Source organism: Pseudomonas eucalypticola, assembly GCF_013374995.1.
GTDB lineage: Bacteria > Pseudomonadota > Gammaproteobacteria > Pseudomonadales > Pseudomonadaceae > Aquipseudomonas > Aquipseudomonas eucalypticola.
This window is the reverse complement of the sequence record NZ_CP056030.1, coordinates 4,262,866-4,279,746: the sequence shown is the minus strand read 5'-3', so window position 1 is coordinate 4,279,746 and position 16,881 is coordinate 4,262,866. Positions and strand designations below refer to the sequence as shown.

Annotated in this window: 15 protein-coding genes; 6 read left to right on the top strand and 9 right to left on the bottom strand. The window is 64.6% G+C overall.

Features of this window, described 5'->3' with window-relative positions; all coding sequences use genetic code 11:
• Positions 1-71 precede the first annotated feature (71 nt).
• Positions 72-848: an enoyl-CoA hydratase gene (locus tag HWQ56_RS18765; RefSeq protein ID WP_158159185.1), complete on the bottom strand. Its 777-nt coding sequence runs from the start codon at positions 846-848 to the stop codon at positions 72-74.
• A 2-nt stretch (positions 849-850) separates the two neighbouring features.
• Positions 851-1,324 (bottom strand): universal stress protein, encoded by a 474-nt coding sequence (locus HWQ56_RS18760; protein WP_158159184.1) that lies wholly within the window; start codon positions 1,322-1,324, stop codon positions 851-853.
• Between the two features lie 175 nt (positions 1,325-1,499).
• Here HWQ56_RS18760 and HWQ56_RS18755 point away from each other — a divergent pair, with 175 nt between their 5' ends.
• The 5 genes from HWQ56_RS18755 (at position 1,500) to HWQ56_RS18735 (ending at position 7,711) form a co-directional block, all read left to right on the top strand.
• Positions 1,500-2,420 carry a LysR family transcriptional regulator gene (locus HWQ56_RS18755; RefSeq protein ID WP_158159183.1) on the top strand — a complete coding sequence of 307 codons (921 nt, stop codon included), beginning with the start codon at positions 1,500-1,502 and terminating at the stop codon, positions 2,418-2,420.
• Positions 2,421-2,656: 236 nt separating this feature from the next.
• On the top strand, positions 2,657-4,219 hold the full coding sequence (locus HWQ56_RS18750; protein ID WP_158156519.1) for an MFS transporter: 1,563 nt from the start codon (positions 2,657-2,659) through the stop codon (positions 4,217-4,219).
• Positions 4,220-4,246: 27 nt separating this feature from the next.
• A complete protein-coding gene (locus HWQ56_RS18745; RefSeq protein WP_176572432.1) occupies positions 4,247-5,317 on the top strand; it encodes an HlyD family secretion protein in 1,071 nt (356 codons plus the stop codon).
• The gene (locus HWQ56_RS18740; RefSeq protein ID WP_158156517.1) at positions 5,314-6,777 is read left to right on the top strand and encodes an efflux transporter outer membrane subunit; all 1,464 of its coding nucleotides are present in this window, start codon (positions 5,314-5,316) and stop codon (positions 6,775-6,777) included. The genes HWQ56_RS18745 and HWQ56_RS18740 overlap by 4 nt, the downstream gene beginning before the upstream one ends.
• 139 nt (positions 6,778-6,916) lie before the next feature.
• Positions 6,917-7,711, top strand: a complete 795-nt coding sequence (locus tag HWQ56_RS18735; RefSeq protein WP_158156515.1) for an SDR family NAD(P)-dependent oxidoreductase — start codon at positions 6,917-6,919, stop codon at positions 7,709-7,711.
• 27 nt (positions 7,712-7,738) lie between these two features.
• Here HWQ56_RS18735 and HWQ56_RS18730 read toward each other — a convergent pair whose 3' ends face one another.
• The 7 genes from HWQ56_RS18730 to HWQ56_RS18700 form a co-directional block, all read right to left on the bottom strand.
• Positions 7,739-9,427: an alpha-keto acid decarboxylase family protein gene (locus tag HWQ56_RS18730; RefSeq protein ID WP_158156512.1), complete on the bottom strand. Its 1,689-nt coding sequence runs from the start codon at positions 9,425-9,427 to the stop codon at positions 7,739-7,741.
• A gap of 29 nt (positions 9,428-9,456) precedes the next feature.
• Positions 9,457-10,164 (bottom strand): 1,2-phenylacetyl-CoA epoxidase subunit PaaC, encoded by a 708-nt coding sequence (locus HWQ56_RS18725; protein WP_176571453.1) that lies wholly within the window; start codon positions 10,162-10,164, stop codon positions 9,457-9,459.
• Entirely contained in the window at positions 10,161-10,787 is a 627-nt protein-coding gene (locus HWQ56_RS18720; RefSeq protein WP_176571452.1) for a hypothetical protein, read from the bottom strand. The genes HWQ56_RS18725 and HWQ56_RS18720 overlap by 4 nt, the downstream gene beginning before the upstream one ends.
• 29 nt (positions 10,788-10,816) lie before the next feature.
• Positions 10,817-12,187, bottom strand: a complete 1,371-nt coding sequence (gene paaK, locus HWQ56_RS18715; protein WP_176571451.1) for a phenylacetate--CoA ligase PaaK — start codon at positions 12,185-12,187, stop codon at positions 10,817-10,819.
• A 152-nt stretch (positions 12,188-12,339) separates the two neighbouring features.
• The gene (locus HWQ56_RS18710) at positions 12,340-13,485 is read right to left on the bottom strand and encodes an acyl-CoA dehydrogenase family protein (protein ID WP_158156504.1); all 1,146 of its coding nucleotides are present in this window, start codon (positions 13,483-13,485) and stop codon (positions 12,340-12,342) included.
• A 66-nt stretch (positions 13,486-13,551) separates the two neighbouring features.
• On the bottom strand, positions 13,552-13,965 hold the full coding sequence (locus HWQ56_RS18705; protein WP_158156502.1) for an acyl-CoA thioesterase: 414 nt from the start codon (positions 13,963-13,965) through the stop codon (positions 13,552-13,554).
• Positions 13,966-14,510: 545 nt separating this feature from the next.
• The gene (locus tag HWQ56_RS18700) at positions 14,511-15,128 is read right to left on the bottom strand and encodes a TetR/AcrR family transcriptional regulator (RefSeq protein ID WP_158156500.1); all 618 of its coding nucleotides are present in this window, start codon (positions 15,126-15,128) and stop codon (positions 14,511-14,513) included.
• Positions 15,129-15,551: 423 nt separating this feature from the next.
• Between HWQ56_RS18700 and HWQ56_RS18695 the strand changes: the two genes are divergently transcribed.
• Complete coding sequence (locus tag HWQ56_RS18695; RefSeq protein WP_176571450.1) at positions 15,552-16,817, top strand: MFS transporter; 1,266 nt, start codon at positions 15,552-15,554, stop codon at positions 16,815-16,817.
• The last annotated feature ends 64 nt before the right edge of the window (positions 16,818-16,881 follow it).

The following is a 16,881-nucleotide window of genomic DNA, read 5'->3' as shown; positions in this document are numbered from 1 at the left end:
GCTCTCGCAGCGGCCATGGCCGCGCCGTGGGCGCACGCGCTGGACCTGAAGTGCCCGCCGCCTGCTACCGATCAGCGATGACTGAATTGCGCCCGGCGTTTTTCGCTGAAGGCGGCCATGCCTTCTTTCTGGTCGTCGATGGCGAAGGTGGAGTGGAACAGGCGGCGCTCCTGGCGAACCCCTTCGGCCAGCGTCGTCTCGAACGCTGCGTTCACCGCTTCCTTGGCCAGCATGCAGACCGGGCCCGAATAACTGGCGATGCGTGAAGCGGTCAGCAGCGCTTCATCCACCAGCTCATCGGCCTTGACCACACGGCTGACCAGGCCACAGCGCTCGGCCTCCTGGGCGTCCAGGGTGCGGCCCGTCAGCACCATGTCCATGGCTTTGGACTTGCCCACGAAGCGTGCCAGGCGCTGGCTGCCACCGGCGCCGGGGATGGTGCCCAACTTGATTTCCGGTTGGCCGAAGCGGGCATTGTCGGCCGCCAGGATGAAGTCGCACATCAACGCCATTTCACACCCGCCACCCAGCGCGAAGCCGGCGACGGCGGCGATGATGGGTTTTCGGAAGCTGGCGATGCGTTCCCAGTCCACGGTGACGAAGTCGGCGCGGTATACATCCATGTACGTCAGGTCGCGCATCTCCTTGATGTCGGCACCGGCGGCAAATGCTTCGGCGGTGCCGGTCAGCACCACGGCACGAATGGCGTGGTCCTGCTCCAGCTGGTCGAGTACACCCGCCAACTCGGCCATCATCGCGGCGCACAGCGCGTTGAGCACCTGGGGCCGGTTGAAGCGAATCAGGGCGACGGCTTCGTGGGTTTCCAGTTCGAGGTAGTGCAGGGGCATGATCATTTCTCCGCTGTGGCGTCGGCTGTGGAGCGTGTTTGAATCAGTACCGGGCAGCGCGCGGCATCCAGGACCCGGGCGCTGACGGATGGGTCGACGACCTTGCCGAACCAGCTCAGGTGGCGGTGGCCCATGACGATCAGGTCGCAGGCCAGGGCGTGTGCGCGGTTGACGATGACGTCGGCTGGCTCGCCCTGGACCAACGCGCCCTGCACCTGGAAACCTGCGGCTTGGAAGGCGTCGCACGCGGATTGGATCAAGCGGTTGGCGGCATGCTGCTGTTCACTGGCCGCCGGGTATTCCACTTCATCGGCGCGGGCAATGTGGTCGTTTTCGCTTGTCAGCGAGAAGGACGGGTCCACCGCCAGCAACACCTTCAGGGCATGCCGCGAGGGCGAGAGGTACCGGCCCGCCAGGTCAATCACGGCGTGGCGCTGGTCGCTGCCATCGATGGCGATCAATACATTCGTGGTCATGGTGTGTCCGGGCTGTCAGCGATGGGCGCATTGTTCAGAGAAAAAACCCGGCTGGTAAATGGCGTGCTGAACAATGACTAGTTGCGTGTTTTGCAATCCGTTGCAAAAAGTGTAAGGTCCCGCCACGCGAGGAGCGCAATGCCACTATTGAAGCAACGCCTGGAGGATATGGGCCATGCAACTGCCGGACATGAACTTGTTGATCGCGCTGGACGCCTTGCTGGATGAGGGCAGCGTGGTGGGCGCGGCGCGGCGCATGAACCTGAGCCCGGCGGCCATGAGCCGCACGCTGACGCGCATACGCCAGGCCGTGGACGACCCCATCCTGGTGCGTGCCGGCCGCGGCCTGGTCCCCACCCCGCGGGCCTTGGCCCTGCGCGGGCGGGTGCGCAGCCTGGTGGAGCAGGCTGCGGTGGTGTTCAGTTCACGCGAAGAGGTCGACCTGTCCACCTTGCGGCGCTGTTTCAACCTGCGCGCCAACGATGTGTTCATCGCCGCCTTCGGTGGCCAGCTGATGGAAATCATGCGCGAGCACGCCCCCAATACGGTGCTGCGCTTCGTGCCGGAAGGCGAGGGCGAAGACGACGCGCTGCGCGAGGGGCGCATCGACCTGTACATCAGCGCCATGCGGCCCTTTGGCCCGGAGATCAAGGTACAGAACCTGTTCACCACCTCGTTCGTGGGCCTGGCGCGGGTGGACCATCCCCTGTTCGACGACGAAATCACCCCCGAGCGCTTCGCCGCCTATGACCAGGTCAGCGTGTCGCGGCGTGGCCGCGCCACCGGCCCGATCGACACGGCATTGGCCGCCATGGGCCTGGAGCGGCGGGTGACGCTGATCACGCCCAGCTTCCACTCGGCGATGTTCTCGCTGCCGGGCTCCGACCTGATCTTGCCGCTGCCCGAGCATGTGCAATGGAGCGTCGCCCGGCTTGGGCTGCCCTTGCGCTCGTTCCACCTGCCCATGTCGCTGGCCAGCGTGGTCATCATTCAGGCCTGGCACCCCCGGTTCGACAATGACCCCGCGCACCGCTGGCTGCGCCGCACCCTCAAGCAGGCGTGTGAGCTGCAATTGCCCGGGCATCAGCCTGACTGAGCCCCTGGGGCGGGGGGCGACGGAGGGGGCGAGCCGCTGGGGCAGTGGTTCTGCCCCGCGAACCGCCTCGCACATTAAGGCACCCTGGCCATACGTGCGTCTGGTGCAGTAGTAACCTTCCGATATGTCAGTTTTCGTCAGCATTGGCGCTTCATAGAATCCACCGGAACCTTTTTCCGGAGCCATGAAGCCATGCCCCTTGCCATTGTTCGCCGCCGCCCGACCCGGGTGGGACCATGACTGCGCTCGGCGCCCAGGCGCTTGAGATTCCTGCGGCCGCTGCACCCGTGGCGCCGCCCAAGCCGGCTGCACCGCCGGTGGCCCAGCCATTCGGCCTGCGTATCGTCATCGGGCTGGTGGGGGTGTTGCTGGCCGTGCTGCTGGCCGGGGTCAACGAAATGGTCACCAAGCTGGCCATGGCCGACATTCGGGGCGCCATGCACATCGGGTCGGATGAAGGCACGTGGCTGGTCGCCTTGTATTCAGCCACCTCGGTCTCGGCCATGGCGTTCGCGCCCTGGTGCGCGGTCACCTTCACCCTGCGCCGCTTCACCCTGTGCGCCATCGGCGCCTTCGCGGTATTGGGCGTGCTGTGCCCGCTGGCGCCCAACCTGGCATGCCTGATGGTGTTGCGCACCCTGCAAGGGGCGGCCAGCGGTGCCTTGCCGCCGATGCTCATGAGCGTGGCGCTGCGTTTCCTGCCCCCCAACATCAAGCTCTATGGGCTGGCGGGGTACGCGTTGACGGCCACCTTCGGCCCCAGCATCGGCTTGCCACTGGCCGGGTTGTGGACCGAATACGCACCCTGGCAGGCCATCTTCTGGCAAATCATTCCACCGGCGCTGGTGGCCATGGCCTGCGTGGCCTACGGCTTGCCCCAGGATCCCTTGCGCCTGGAGCGGCTCAAGCAGTTCGATTATCGCGGCCTGATGCTCGGCCTGCCGGCGATCTGTTCCCTGGTCATAGGCATTTCCCTGGGCGACCGCATGGACTGGTTCGAGTCCACCCTCATTTGCTGGTTGCTGGGTGGCGGCGCGGTGCTGATGGTGCTGTTCATGATCAACGAATGGTCCCACCCGCTGCCGTTCTTCAAGCTGCAGATGCTCAGCAACCGCAACCTCACCCATTCGCTGATCACCTTGGGCGGCGTGCTGGTAGTGCTTTCCGGCGTCATCATCATCCCCTACAGCTTCCTGGCGCACATCCAAGGCTACCGTCCGGCGCAGACGGCGCCGGTGTTGTTGGTGGTGGCCTTGCCGCAGTTGCTGGCACTGCCATTGGTGGCGGCCCTGTGCAACATCCGCCGGGTCGATTGCCGCTGGGTACTGGCCGTCGGCCTGGCGCTGCTGTGCGCGGCGTGCATGGTCGGCAGCCTGATGACTTCGCAGTGGATTCGCGACAATTTCTACCTGATGCAATGCCTGCAGATCTTCGGCCAGCCGATGGCGGTGATTCCCCTGCTGATGCTGGCCACCAATGGCATGACCCCGCCTGAAGGGCCATTGGCGTCCTCGTGGTTCAACACCGTCAAAGGCCTGGCTTCGGTGGTGGCCAGCGGCTTGATCGAGTGGCTGACCACCACGCGCCAGCACTTTCACTCGACGATGCTGGTGGACAGCCTGGGCAACTCGCCCCTGGCCGACCTCAACGATCCTACCCTGGCCGGGCGCCTGCATGCCCAGGCCCAGGTGCTGACCAGCGCCGACCTGTATCTGTACATGGGCATGGTGGCGGCTGTGCTGATTGTGCTGATCCCTTTCGTGCCTACCCGTATCTACCCACCGCGCGCGGTGGCGTAGTCAACCTTCAAGAGAGAAGTCGTGATGATGACCAAGAAGCCAACCGTCATTCTGATCACCGTGGCCGTGGCCGCGGTGGCCGGGATTCTTTACCTGGCCTGGCCCGCGGTGTTCGGTGCCTCGGGCTCGCAGAGCACCAACGACGCCTACGTGCTGGCCGACTACACAGTGGTCGCCCCAAAGGTCTCGGGGTTCATTACCCAAGTGCTGGTGGAAGACAACCAATGGGTCAAGGCCGGGCAGGAAGTGGCCCATATCGATGACCGCGACTACCAGGCAGCGCTGCTGGCGGCCCAGGCCCAGACCCTGATCTCCCAGGCTCAGTTCCAGAACGCCAAGGCGACGCTGGAACGCCAGGCCTCGATCATTGCCCAGGCCCAGGCCAGCGTGCAGGCCGACCAGGCGGCACTGGCCTTCGCCGAGCATGAGTGGGTGCGCTACAACCACCTGGCGGGGCAGGGTGCCGGCACCGTGCAGAACGCCCAGCAATCGCGCAGCCAGGTCGACCAGGGCCGGGCCCGCCTGGCCAACTCCACGGCGGCACTGGCGGCCGCGCGCAAGCAGGTGGAAATTCTCACCGCCCAGGTCGACGGCGCCGAAGGCGGCCTCAAGCATGCCAAGGCCGCGGAGGACATTGCGCGCCTGAACCTGTCCTACACGCGAGTCGTGGCGCCCATCGATGGCATCGTTGGCCAGCGCGCCGTGCGTGTCGGCGCGTTCGTCGAACCCGGCGCGCGGATGCTGGCGGTGGTGCCGTTGCAGCAGGCCTATGTGGTGGCCAATTTCCAGGAAACCCAACTGACCCACGTGGTGCCCGGGCAACAGGTCGATATCAGCGTCGACACCTTTGGCGACCAGCACCTCACAGGCCACGTGGACAGCCTGGCACCGGCCACCGGCGTGACCTTTGCCCAGGTCAAGCCGGACAACGCCACCGGCAACTTCACCAAGGTGGTGCAGCGCATCCCGGTGAAGATCGTGCTGGACGCCGACCAGGCGCTGTCCAGCCGGCTGCGGGTGGGCATGTCGGTGGAAGCGCGGATTCGCATCAGCGCCCATGACGATCAAGCCCGGGCCAAAGAGGTCACCGCACGATGAGTCTGAAAACGATGGTGCTGATGATCTCGGCGGCGAGCCTGTGTGCCTGCACCCTTGGCCCCGATTTCAAGCGGCCGGTGCCCACCAGCGAAGTGCAGTGGCTGCCGGTCGAAGGCCCGCGCGCGCCCAGCCAGGCGGTGGATGCAAGCCTGGGTGAACGCTGGTGGGACAGCTTCAACGACCCCCAGCTCAGTGCGCTGATCCAGCAGGCGGTGGAGCAGAATCTGGACCTGAAAGTGGCCGCGAGCCGCTTGCTGCAAAGCCGTGCCACGCGGCAAGTGGTCAGTGGCGACCGCTACCCTTCGGTGGGCCTCAGCGGCCAATACAGCCGCGCCCGCAACAGCGCCGTGGGCCTCAACGACCCTTCCTACGAGGAGGGGCATTCAGCCTTCAACCTGTGGCAGACCGACCTGCAGACCTCCTGGGAGCCGGACTTCTGGGGCGGTATCCGGCGTGAAGTCGAGGCAGCCAACGCCAACGTGCAGGTGTCGGAAAATGCCCGGCGCGGGGTGCTGCTCAGTGTGTTGAGCGAGACCGCTGCCGACTACATCCGGTTGCGCGCCACCCAGGCAACCCTGGCCGTGATACGCGATAACCTGGGCGTGTCGCAGCACAGCCTGAAACTGTCGCAGATGCGCTTCGACGACGGCGTCGCCACCCACCTGGACATCGCCCAGGCTTCAGCGCAGGTGGCCGCTATCGAAGCCCGCCTGCCGACCCTGGAGGAACAGCAGGCGCGCCTGATCAATGCCTTGAGCCTGTTGTTGGGCCAGGCGCCACGGGCGTTGCAGGCGCAGCTGGAAAAGTCCGCGCCCGTACCGGTGAGTACCGAGCGCCTGGGCATGGGCCTGCCTTCGGAATTGGCGCAGCGGCGCCCGGATATTCTCCAGGCCGAAGCCGCCCTGCATGAAGCCACGGCCATGATTGGCGTGGCCAAGGCCGACTTCTACCCGCGCATCAGCCTCTCCGGCAGTGTGGGTTTCCAGGCCTTGCAACTGTCCAACTTCGGCTCCTGGAGTTCCCATGCCTTTGCGTTCGGCCCGCAGTTCACCTTGCCGATTTTCGAGGGTGGGCGGCTGCGTGGCATGTTGAAGCTGCGTGAAGCACAGCAACAGCAAGCGGCGATCGAGTACCAGCAGACGGTGCTCAAGGCCTGGCATGACATCGATGACGTGATGGTCGCCTATAACGCCGAGCAACTGCGCCGTGACCGTCTGGCGGAGGCGGTCAGCCAGAGCCAGGTTGCCCTGGATACCGTGCAGCACCAATACGTTTCCGGGGCGGTGGATTTCCTCAACGTGCTGACCGTGCAGGCGACATTGCTGAGCAACCAGGAGCAACTGGTCGACAGCTCGGCCAGCGTCTCCCTGGCACGGGTGAACCTTTACAAGGCATTGGGCGGCGGTTGGCAATCGATGCTGCCGGTGGCCACCAACGGCCAGGCGTCCAAGCCCTTGTAGCGGCCATGGCCGCGTCGGCGGCGCATGCGGTGGGCCGGGCGCGGCGCGGTCTTTGTGACCCGGCCAGGTCCGCTGCTACGTGCGTTGACGTGCGTGCCGCGGGCCCTTTCCAGCGATTTCCCACCCCAGCGAGGTAACCATGAATATTTCTCTCCACGGCAAGCGTGCGATCGTCAGTGGCTCCACCGCCGGCATCGGCCTTGCCATTGCCGCCGGGCTGGCCGAGGCCGGCGCCGAGGTGGTGATCAACGGCCGTACCGAAGGGCGGGTCCTGCAGGCCATCAAGCACATCCAGAGCAAGCTGCCGGGCGCCAAGCTGATTGGCGTGGCTGCGGATCTGAGCACCCTTGACGGCGCCAGCCGGCTGTTTGCGCGGGTGACCAGGGCCGATATCCTAGTCAACAACCTGGGCATCTTCGCCCCCAAAGCCTTTTTCGATATCAGTGATGAGGAGTGGCAGCACTTCTTCGATGTCAACGTGATGAGTGCGGTGCGCTTGTCGCGCCATTACGCGCCGCAGATGGTCACGGCGCAATGGGGCCGGGTGATGTTCCTGTCCAGTGAGTCGGCCTTGCAGATTCCCACCGAAATGGTCCATTACGGTACCACCAAGACTGCCTTGCTGGCGGTGTCCCGCGGGCTGGCCGAAACCCTGGCCGGGACCGGCGTGACGGTCAACGCCGTGCTGCCAGGGCCCACGCGTTCCGAAGGCGTCGGCAGTTTCTTCCAGCAGATGGCGGAGGAAAAAGGCGTGGGCAGCGAAGCGCTGGAGCGTGACTTCATCACCGAAAACCGGCCCACCTCGATCATCCGTCGCCTGGCGACGGTCGAAGAGGTGGCCAACATGGTGGTCTACCTGGCTTCGCGCCAGGCCAGCGCTACCACGGGGGCAGCGCTGCGGGTGGACGGCGGCGTGGTGCGGGCGATTGCCTGACGCGATGACAGGGGGGGAACTCCCCCTTCAGTTCACCGGCACACCCTGCCGTGCGGGGCGCACACCGTAATCGAAGTCGGCGAACAGCTTGGCGAAGCGCCGCAGTGAATCGGGGGCGTCCATGCGCTCCATCACCACCTCGATGAACAGCAACTCATCAGGCCCCTGGGGGTCGTTCAACACGGCCTCCAGTTGCGCCTCGGTATGCACCGTGAAGCAGCGCGCCCGCTGGCGCGTGTCGAGCACTTTCGGCAGCTCGGCGTAGCGCCACGGGTTGATGTCGTTGTAGCTGGAGTTTTCCCCCAGTATCAGCCGTTCGATGGTGTAGCCATCGTTGTTGATGACGAAGATGATCGGCTTGAGGTTCAGGCGCAGCAGGCTCGACAGTTCCTGCACGGTCACCTGCAACGAGCCATCGCCAATGAACAGCAACTGGCGGCGCGAGGGTTGTGCCAACTGTGTGCCCAGCAGGGCCGGCAAGGTGTAGCCAATGGCGCCCCACAGCGGCTGGCTGATATACGTGACCGCCGCTGGCATGCGCAGCCCCCCCAGGCCGGAGGCCGAGGTGCCGTTCTCGGCGATGATCACATCACCGGAGCGGATGAAACTGCCCATGCGCGTCCAGAACCGCGCCTGGCTCAGGGGGCTGTCGGCCTCGGCTTGCCACGCGGGGGCCGGCGCGACGGCCGGGGTGGCCGGGGTGTCAGTGCGCTTGACGGTCGTGGTGATCAGCCCGTCCAGCACCTGGCCGACGGCCACGGCATTGAAATTCAGGCCGTCCAGGGAGGCGCTGTAGGGGTGCAGCTGGATCAACGCATCGGCCTGCAGTTGCTGGGAGAACAAGCCGGTGCTGACGTCGGCGAAACACGCCCCCAGGCCGATCACGCAATCCGAGCCTTCCACAGCCGTGCGTACGGCGGGGGCGGAGCCGGCGCCCACGTAAGTGCCCAGGAACAGAGGGTGGTGTTCATCCAGCACGGCCTTGGCCGGCACCATGCTGGCGAACGGTAGCCCGCGGGCCTCGATCAGCGACAGCACTTGTTCGGTCAGGCCAAAGCGCGCCACATCGACGTCCACCAGCAGCACCGGGTTGGCCGCCTTGGCCAGCCGCTGTTGCAAGCGTTCCAGCACTTCGCCCAGTTGCTGAGGATCGCTGCGGGTTTCGCGCAGTGCCAGCGGGGTGCCGGGGACCTCGACCTGCAGGGTGGCAAGGTCCGAGGGCAACTGCAGGTACACCGGGCGGCGTTCGCGGAAACAGGTCAGCAGCACGCGGTCGATTTCCGCGGTGGCGTTTTCCACGGTGATGCGCGCCTGGGCCACGGTGAACTGGCGCACGGCAACCATCACGTTGTCATAGTTGCCATCCACCAGGGTGTGGTGCAGCAGGGCGCGGTTGAGGATGGCGTGCAGGGGCGGGGCGCCCGAGACCAGCACCACCGGCACACGTTCGGCGTAGGCACCGGCCACGCCATTGAGGGCACTGAGGTCACCCACGCCATAGGTGGTCAGCAGGCAGCCGAAACCGCGGGTACGGGCATAGCCGTCGGCGGCGTAGGCGGCATTGAGTTCGTTGCAGTTGCCGATGAAGTGAATGTCGTCCCGGGCTTCCACCTGTTCCAGAAACGCCAGGTTGTAATCCCCCGGTACGCCGAACAGGTGGTTGATGCCGAGTTCGCGCAAGCGGCGCAATAGAAAGTCGCCAATGGTCATGTCCATGATCGATAGTCCTGAGTGGTGGGTTCAGCTCACCAACGGTGATGGGGGGCAGTGCGCGCTACGCCTTGCAGGGGTTGCAGCACGGCCTGCAAATGGGCGTGGTCACGCGATGGGGCGGCCGGCACCCGGCGTGGCGGGGTAAGGCCGGCGCGGGCCAGGGCAGCCTTGAGCGGCATGCGCCAACTGCGGTCGATGCCCTTTTCATCGCGGTCATGGCTGTCCGGTGGCACGCCCCGGCACAAGGGCCAGAGCTGGTCGAGCGCCTGCTGCAGGCCGGGTCGGTCCTGGGTGCTGGCGTCCAGCAGCCATTGGTTGGAATGCTCCCAGTGGCCGCGCACCTGGGGCAGGGCACGGCGCGCGGTAATGGCCAGCAACGGCAGCGGCGACCCTTGCAACGTGATTAGCCGTGCCTGGTGCCAGCCGTCGTAGAGCCAGTGGCACAGGCCCGCCTGCAGTGGGTTGTCCTGGGGCTGCTCGAGCATCACCAGGTTGTGGAACTGCCGGGCGTCGCGCAGGAACGCCAGCTGGTCGGCATTGCGGCCGTCATTGAGCAGTTCGGCGGCGTATTCCAGCCATTGGCGCGATTGCTCCAGCAATTCCAGGCCGATGCTCAGCCATTGCTGGTCCTGGGCGAGGGTGGGCGCCTGGCCGAAGCGCTCACATAGCCGCTGGCTGGCGATCAGTGCGCTGTCGCCCAGCTGCAACAGGGTGTCGAGCACGGATGTGGTTTCAGTCATGGGCTAGGCTCCCCGGCCTGCGCCGTGCCGGCGCGGCAGCCAAGAAAGTGCAGTTGTTCCAGGGTGCGGGCCATGAACCGCTGACGCTCTTCCTGGGGCCAGCCTGCCAGGCGTTCCAACAGGTGGGGCCACTGCCGGTCGATGGCAGCCTGCACCTGCCCGCCCAGGCCCGTCTGCTGTTGCCGGGTCATGGTCAGCAACAGCTCGAATGCCTGGCGGCGATGGAAAATAGCCCGGCGTTCGATGCGCTCGCAGGCGCTGGCGAAGCCGGGGTGGGCCTGGTGATCGGGTTGCAGTGCCGGATTCACGCTGTCGAGCAACCAACTGCTCACGGCAAAATCGGCCAGCGTACCCGGTGGCGGTGCTGCCAGGTGTCGCGCCCAGGGTGTGGCCACAGACGCCCGGGCGGGCGGGTTGTCGACACTGTCCTGCAACTGCACGGCATGGCTGGTTTCGTCCAGCAGCCGGCGAAACCATTGTTGCTTGCGCTTGAAACTGGGCGCACGGCACAACCAGTGGTGGGTGGGCAGCAGGCGCTGAAGCTGATGTTCAAGCGCCTGTTCGATCACGCCTGGGCCAACGGGCAAGGCAGGGCGTAGTTGCATGGGAGAGGAGTTTGGCATCGGGCATCTTCCTGCGGGCGGCTGCGCATTCACGCGGGCTGACGATAGTCCAGCACGTGGCTGGATTTACCCTCCGAACGCTTGAGGGCCTGGCATGGGTGCACGACCACGTGGGTACTGATACCCACGTGTACCTTGATGCGGTGCGCCAGGTCCTTGGACACGGCCTGTTGCTGGGAGGGCGTCCAGCCGGCGTGTTCGGCGCGCAGTTCGACGTTTACGGTGAGGGTGTCCAGGTGGCCATCGCGGCGTACATGCAGTTCGTGCACGGGGCTCAGGGCGGCTATTTTCAGCAGTTGCTCTTCGATCTGGGTGGGGAACACGTTCACGCCGCGGATGATCAGCATGTCATCGCTGCGCCCGGTGATCTTGTCCAGCCGGCGCATGGCCCGGCCGTTGCCCGGCAGCAGGCGCGTGAGGTCACGGGTGCGGTAGCGCACCATCGGCAGGGCTTCCTTGCTCAAGGTGGTCAGCACCAGTTCGCCGAACTGGCCATCGGGCAATACTTCGCCAGTGTCGGGGTCGATGATCTCGGGGTAGAAGTGGTCTTCCCACAGCGTCGGGCCGTCCTTGGTGTCCAGGTGTTCCATGGCGACCCCGGGCCCCATCAGTTCCGAGAGCCCGTAGATGTCCAGCGCCTGGATGCCAAGGCGGGTTTCCAGTTCCTGGCGCATGGTGGCGCTCCACGGTTCGGCGCCGAAGATGCCCACGCGCAGCGACAATGCTTCGGGCGAGATGCCCTGGCGCTCGATTTCCTCGGCGATGTTGAGCATGTAGGACGGCGTCACCATGATCAGGTCCGGGCGAAAGTCCTGGATCAGTTGCACCTGGCGAGCGGTTTGCCCACCCGACATGGGAATGACGGTGCAGCCGAGTTTCTCCGCACCGTAGTGGGCGCCCAGGCCGCCGGTGAACAGGCCGTAGCCATAGGCGATGTGCATGCGGTCACCGCGTTTGCCGCCGGCGGCGCGGATGGAACGGGCCACCAGCGACGACCAGACGTCGATGTCGTTGCGGGTATAGCCGACCACGGTCGGTTGCCCCGTGGTACCGCTGGAGGCGTGCAGGCGCACCACTTCATCCATCGGCACGGCGAACAGGCCAAAGGGGTAGTGGGCCCGCAGGTCGGCCTTGGTGGTCAATGGGAACTGCGCCAGGTCGGCGGCGTCATGCAGGTCGTAGGGGTGCACGCCCAGGTGGTGGAAACGGTCGCGGTACCAGGGCACGTGGGTATAGGCATGGTCCAGGGTCCAGCGTAGGCGCTGGAGCTGGAAGTCACGCAACTGGTCGATGCTGGCATGCTCCAGCTCGTCGCCGTAGGGGGTTGAAATAACCGACCGTTGCAGCGCCTGGGGAATCAGCGTGGTTGCCGCGCCTGGTTGCTTGAGTGGTTCGTTCATCGTCTCGTACCCAGTCAATGACCCACCCCGCCGCGCACGCAGCAGCCTGCGCTGCGCGGGCGCAGGCGGGCTGGTGTACACAGGCAGGGTGGGTCTTATTAAAATGAACGGCGGGCGCTACCTCGTCGGGTCGCGTCCTCGCAGGGGTGTGCTCAGGCGTGGGTGCCGTGAAGCCGCAGGATCTGGTTGAAGATGTTCTTCTGGTGCATCTCTTCCGTGCCGCCGACGGCCGCGAAGCCCAGTGCATCCTTGACCAGCTGGGACACCGGCCCTTCGTGGTAGCCCAGGCTGCCATACAGCTTGAGCAGGCTCAGGGCGCTGTCGATGAAGTCCTGGGAGGCGCCCAGTTTGGCGATCGAACAACTGAGCAGGGCTTGCGGGTCCCGGGTCAGCAACTGATGCAGCGCGGCATAGACCATCCAGCGGTTGCGCTCCATGCCGATGGTGAGGTCCACCAGGCGCTTCTGCACGTATTGGTGGGTATCGATCGCGCTCTTGAAGCTTTGGCGGTTCGCCGCATAGTCAAGGGCTTCACCAATGAAGGGGGCGGGCAGGTTGACGGCCACCAGGCCGTAGTAAGCCCGGCCCAGCGAGATGATATTGATCAACTGCTGCAGGCCTTTGCCCACCTGGCCCAATACCTGGCTGGCCGGCACAGGCACGTTGTCGAAGAACAGTGCGCCGGTGGGCAGGTTGCGGTTACCCAGTTTGCTGTCGGGTTCACCACGGCGCAGGCCGGGGGTGTCCTTGTCGATCAGCACCAGGGCGATGTTCTGTTTTTCGGCGCCGGCCACCTTGGTCACCACCAGGGTGAAGTCGGCGATGGGCGCGTGGGCGATGTTGTACTTGCTGCCCACCAGGCGGTAGCCATCGCCTTCGGCGGTGATCTGTGTGGCGATGCTGCGTACGTCGGTGCCGGTGCCGGGTTCGGCGATACCGGTGGCGCTGATGGCGCCGTTGAGGATGGCCGCCAGGTAGCGGTCTTTCTGCTCTTCGCTACCGTATAGCATCAACGCCCGGACCATGCCGGCCTGGGCGATCACCGACAACAGCAGTTCGGGGGTGCGGATGGAGGTTGCCAGCCCTTCCAGCGCGGCCGTGAAGGCCCACCAGTCTTCACCCTGGCCGCCGTAGGCTTGCGGGATGACCAGCTTCCACAGGCCGCTGTCGGTCAGGCGCTTCCAGCCTGCATAGTCGAACCCCTCGGGGGTGCCGGCGCGCGCCGCGGCCAGTTCCGCGCCCAGGGTCCGATAACGTTCGATCACGGCGCGGGAGGCGTCGCTCCAGGATAGATTCATGTGCAAAGTCCTTCTTGGGGTAGGGCTTCGCCGGCATTGGCCGGCGAAGGGGCGCAGCCGTGCGCGTCAGGCTTCCTGGAAGGTCGCCACCTGGTGCTTGAAGTGTTCCGGTACCACCGTGCTGCGGTTCTGCTCGTAGTCGAACATCACGTGGATGGACTGGCCCTTGGCAACGACGGTCTTTTCCGCGTCGTGGCGGTGCATGATGTGTTCCATCTCGAAGCTCTTGGTGCCGAACTTCACCACGCGGCTGGCCACGGTCAGCGTGTCGCCGTAAATGGCGGGCTGCACGTATTCGCACGATGTCTTGATCATGATGTGCGGCAGCTTCTGATCCTTGGGCAGGTTCAGCAGGTTGTGCATGTAGCTCAGGTAAGCATGCTGCAGGTAGTCGTAGTACACCGGGCTGCTCACGTGGCCCATGGAGTCGGTATCGCGGTATTTCACTTCGATGACCGTATCGAATCCTTTGTTACCCATCGCATGTATCCTCTTGGCGAAATGACCGGAAGGTCTGAAAGGGCAGGCGCCGACACAGGAAGAACGTTTGGCCCGCTGCGTTGTCAGCGCCAGGCTTGTGTTAAATGCTAGGGAGTGCGCCGGATGATAGCTACTCGCATTCAGGCGGCAAGGCATGCAAACGAGGGGGCCAATGCCTACCCCGGCAACCTCTGGCGGGCCCGTGCGGCGGCGGTCCGCGCAATGACGGGCAAAGATGAAAACTTTCCAGTCGGGGGCGCGCAACGGCGAAACGGGGGGGATTACTCGCGTTTTCATCCAGGACGGGCTGCCACGGATAGCCGCCCGCGGCGATGGCGCCGGGGCCGAGGTAGGCAGGCAGTTGCCCAATCCTTCGGCCCCAGGCCATAGGGGTGGTCAGCCAGGCCCACTGGGCCGGGCTAACCGTTATCTGACGCCATCGTTGGCTGTCGTCGAGCGTGCCGTCGGCCTATGCCGTCGGGCAGGCGGGGCATAAGGGGCCCGAGCCGAATTCGATGGTCTTGTTGTTAACGGGTTGCGGTATTTCAGGGCATTGCGAAACGGGCTGCAGGCTCGGAACCCGGCTCGCGGACGTCGCCTTCGGTGCCACACAGCAGCGCCATCAATGAGCGGACGATCGCCTGCTCCATATCCCGAGGGGCGATTTGCGGCGTCTCCACGACGTAGGCCTGCAGCATCGAGCGAATCATGTGCGCGGTCATCCAGGCAGCCATCGGCAGGTTGGGCCGCCATAGCGAATCCTGCCAGCGCTGGAGCATGGTCTGCAGCAAGTTGGGGATCTCGGTTTTGTAGAACTGCTCGCAAGGCTGGTCGATCAGCGCTGAAAAGTGCTTCTCCAGCACCCGCAGCAACTGCGTTTCCTCGCGGTAATGGCTGAGCAGGGTGCGAACCAGCAGCGACAGGTGCTCATGCAGGCTGTTGACCTGCGGGTACTGGGCGGTGATGTCGCGGATCATCTCCGCCAGCGTTTGCGCCTCCCGCTGATGCAACGCCGCGATCAGCGAATCCTTGTTGGGGAAATACTGGTACAGCGAGCCGACGCTGACGCCTGCCAGTTGCGCCACCAGGTTGGTGTTGGTGCCTTGGTAACCGTGTTTGACGATGATGTGGGCGGTGGCCGTGAGTATGGCTTCGACCATCATTCTGGACCGCGCTTGAGTCGGAATTTTGCGGGGTGTGGGGATGCGTTTCACAATTATCTCCGATAGTAGCTATACGCATGGGTGGCGATCGTGCCGGGCCCGTCATTGGGCACCTGTGCCGGCACAATCTCTGCGCGCGACGGCCTGGGCAAGGCGTGCCGCACAAGGGGATTCTTTGCTGGGGAGGGGGTGTTTTGAAATGGCCTGGGACGCAATTTATTGTTGTGGATCGCGTCATCACGTTCGTTTGTCACTGGGGGAAAGCGCTTCCATCCACCGTTACCTGGATTTTCATCCTGAGCCCGGGCGCGGGAGGCGGCGCTGCACATGAAAAGTACCGGTGAAAGTGACTTTTGTGTAGGGCCGCGGATATTGATTCGGGAAATAATGGTCGACACAATCGCTTACAGGTTAATAAAAACAATGCAAACCCTGACAAGTAGATCCCGCTGGGCAGTGCTCGCACTGCTTGCGCTGGGCGTCCTTATTTCCTACGTCGACCGCACCAGTATTTCGTCGGCGCTGGCGGATCCCTCCTTCATTCAATATTTTCAGTTGACCAGCCTCGACCGTGGTTGGCTCAACTCGGCCTTCTTCTGGTCATACGGCCTGTTCCAGGTTCCGATGGGCTGGGTGGCCGACCGCTATGGCGTGAAATGGCCGTATGCCGTGTCCTTCGCGGCGTGGTGCATTTTCACGATATTGCTGGGCGTGGTCCATGCACTGGAAAGCCTGATCGCGCTGCGGTTACTGATCGGCGTGTCCGAGGCCATCGTGATTCCCGCCAGTTACCGCTGGATACGCAACCATTTCGATGAGGGCCGCCTCGGCCTCGCTGCGGGCCTCCTCGCCATGGGCAACAAGCTGGGCCCGGCCGTTGGTGCGCCCGTGGCCGCTTTGCTGATCGTGAGTTATTCCTGGAAGGTGATGTTCATCGCCACGGGCCTGGTCGGCTTGGTGTGGCTGATCCCTTGGCTGCTGACCGTAAGCAACGATTTGCCGTCCAGGCACGAACTGGCGAAGGTGCCGAGTCATGCACGGACGGTAAGCCTGCACGGCATCCTGAGCAGCCCGGTCATCTGGGGTGGGCTGATCACCAACTTCTGCTATGGCTACTTTGCTTTCTACTGCATGACCTGGATGCCCGCTTATCTGGTCGAGCAACGGGGCCTGTCGATCTCCAAGTCGGGGCTGTACACGTTCTTCAGCTTTGCTGGCATCGCCGTGTTCGCGGTGCTGGCGGGCTGGGCAGCGGACCGGATCATCGCCCGGGGCTACAACGCCGTGCGGGTCCGCAAGGCCTTCGTTGTCACAGGGTTTACCCTCGCCGGCACCGTGTTGCTCGGCGCCTATGCGCCCTCGCAGAACATGGCACTGTTCTGGAACACCTTTTCTCTCTCGTGCCTCGGCTTGACGACAGCCAACAACCTGGTGCTGTCGCGCATGACCTTGATCCCCAAGCAGATGGTCGGGCTGGTGACGGGCGTGCAGCAGCTCGCGACAAGCCTTGCCGGCGGCGTGGCGGCCGGTCTCTCAGGATGGCTACTGCAATCGAGTGGCAGCTACGACCTGCCGATGAAAGTGATTCTGGCGTTTCTGCTGATCGGCGCGTTCGCGACCCTCGTCCTGTATCGCCCCGAATGGGCACCCAAAATCAGCGAACCACGCGGGCAACTGCGTAGCGCGTAGCACTCGTCATCGTTAGCGAATCCACTACCGGCCCGGTGGGCCGGCACACAGAATGGGGTATTGA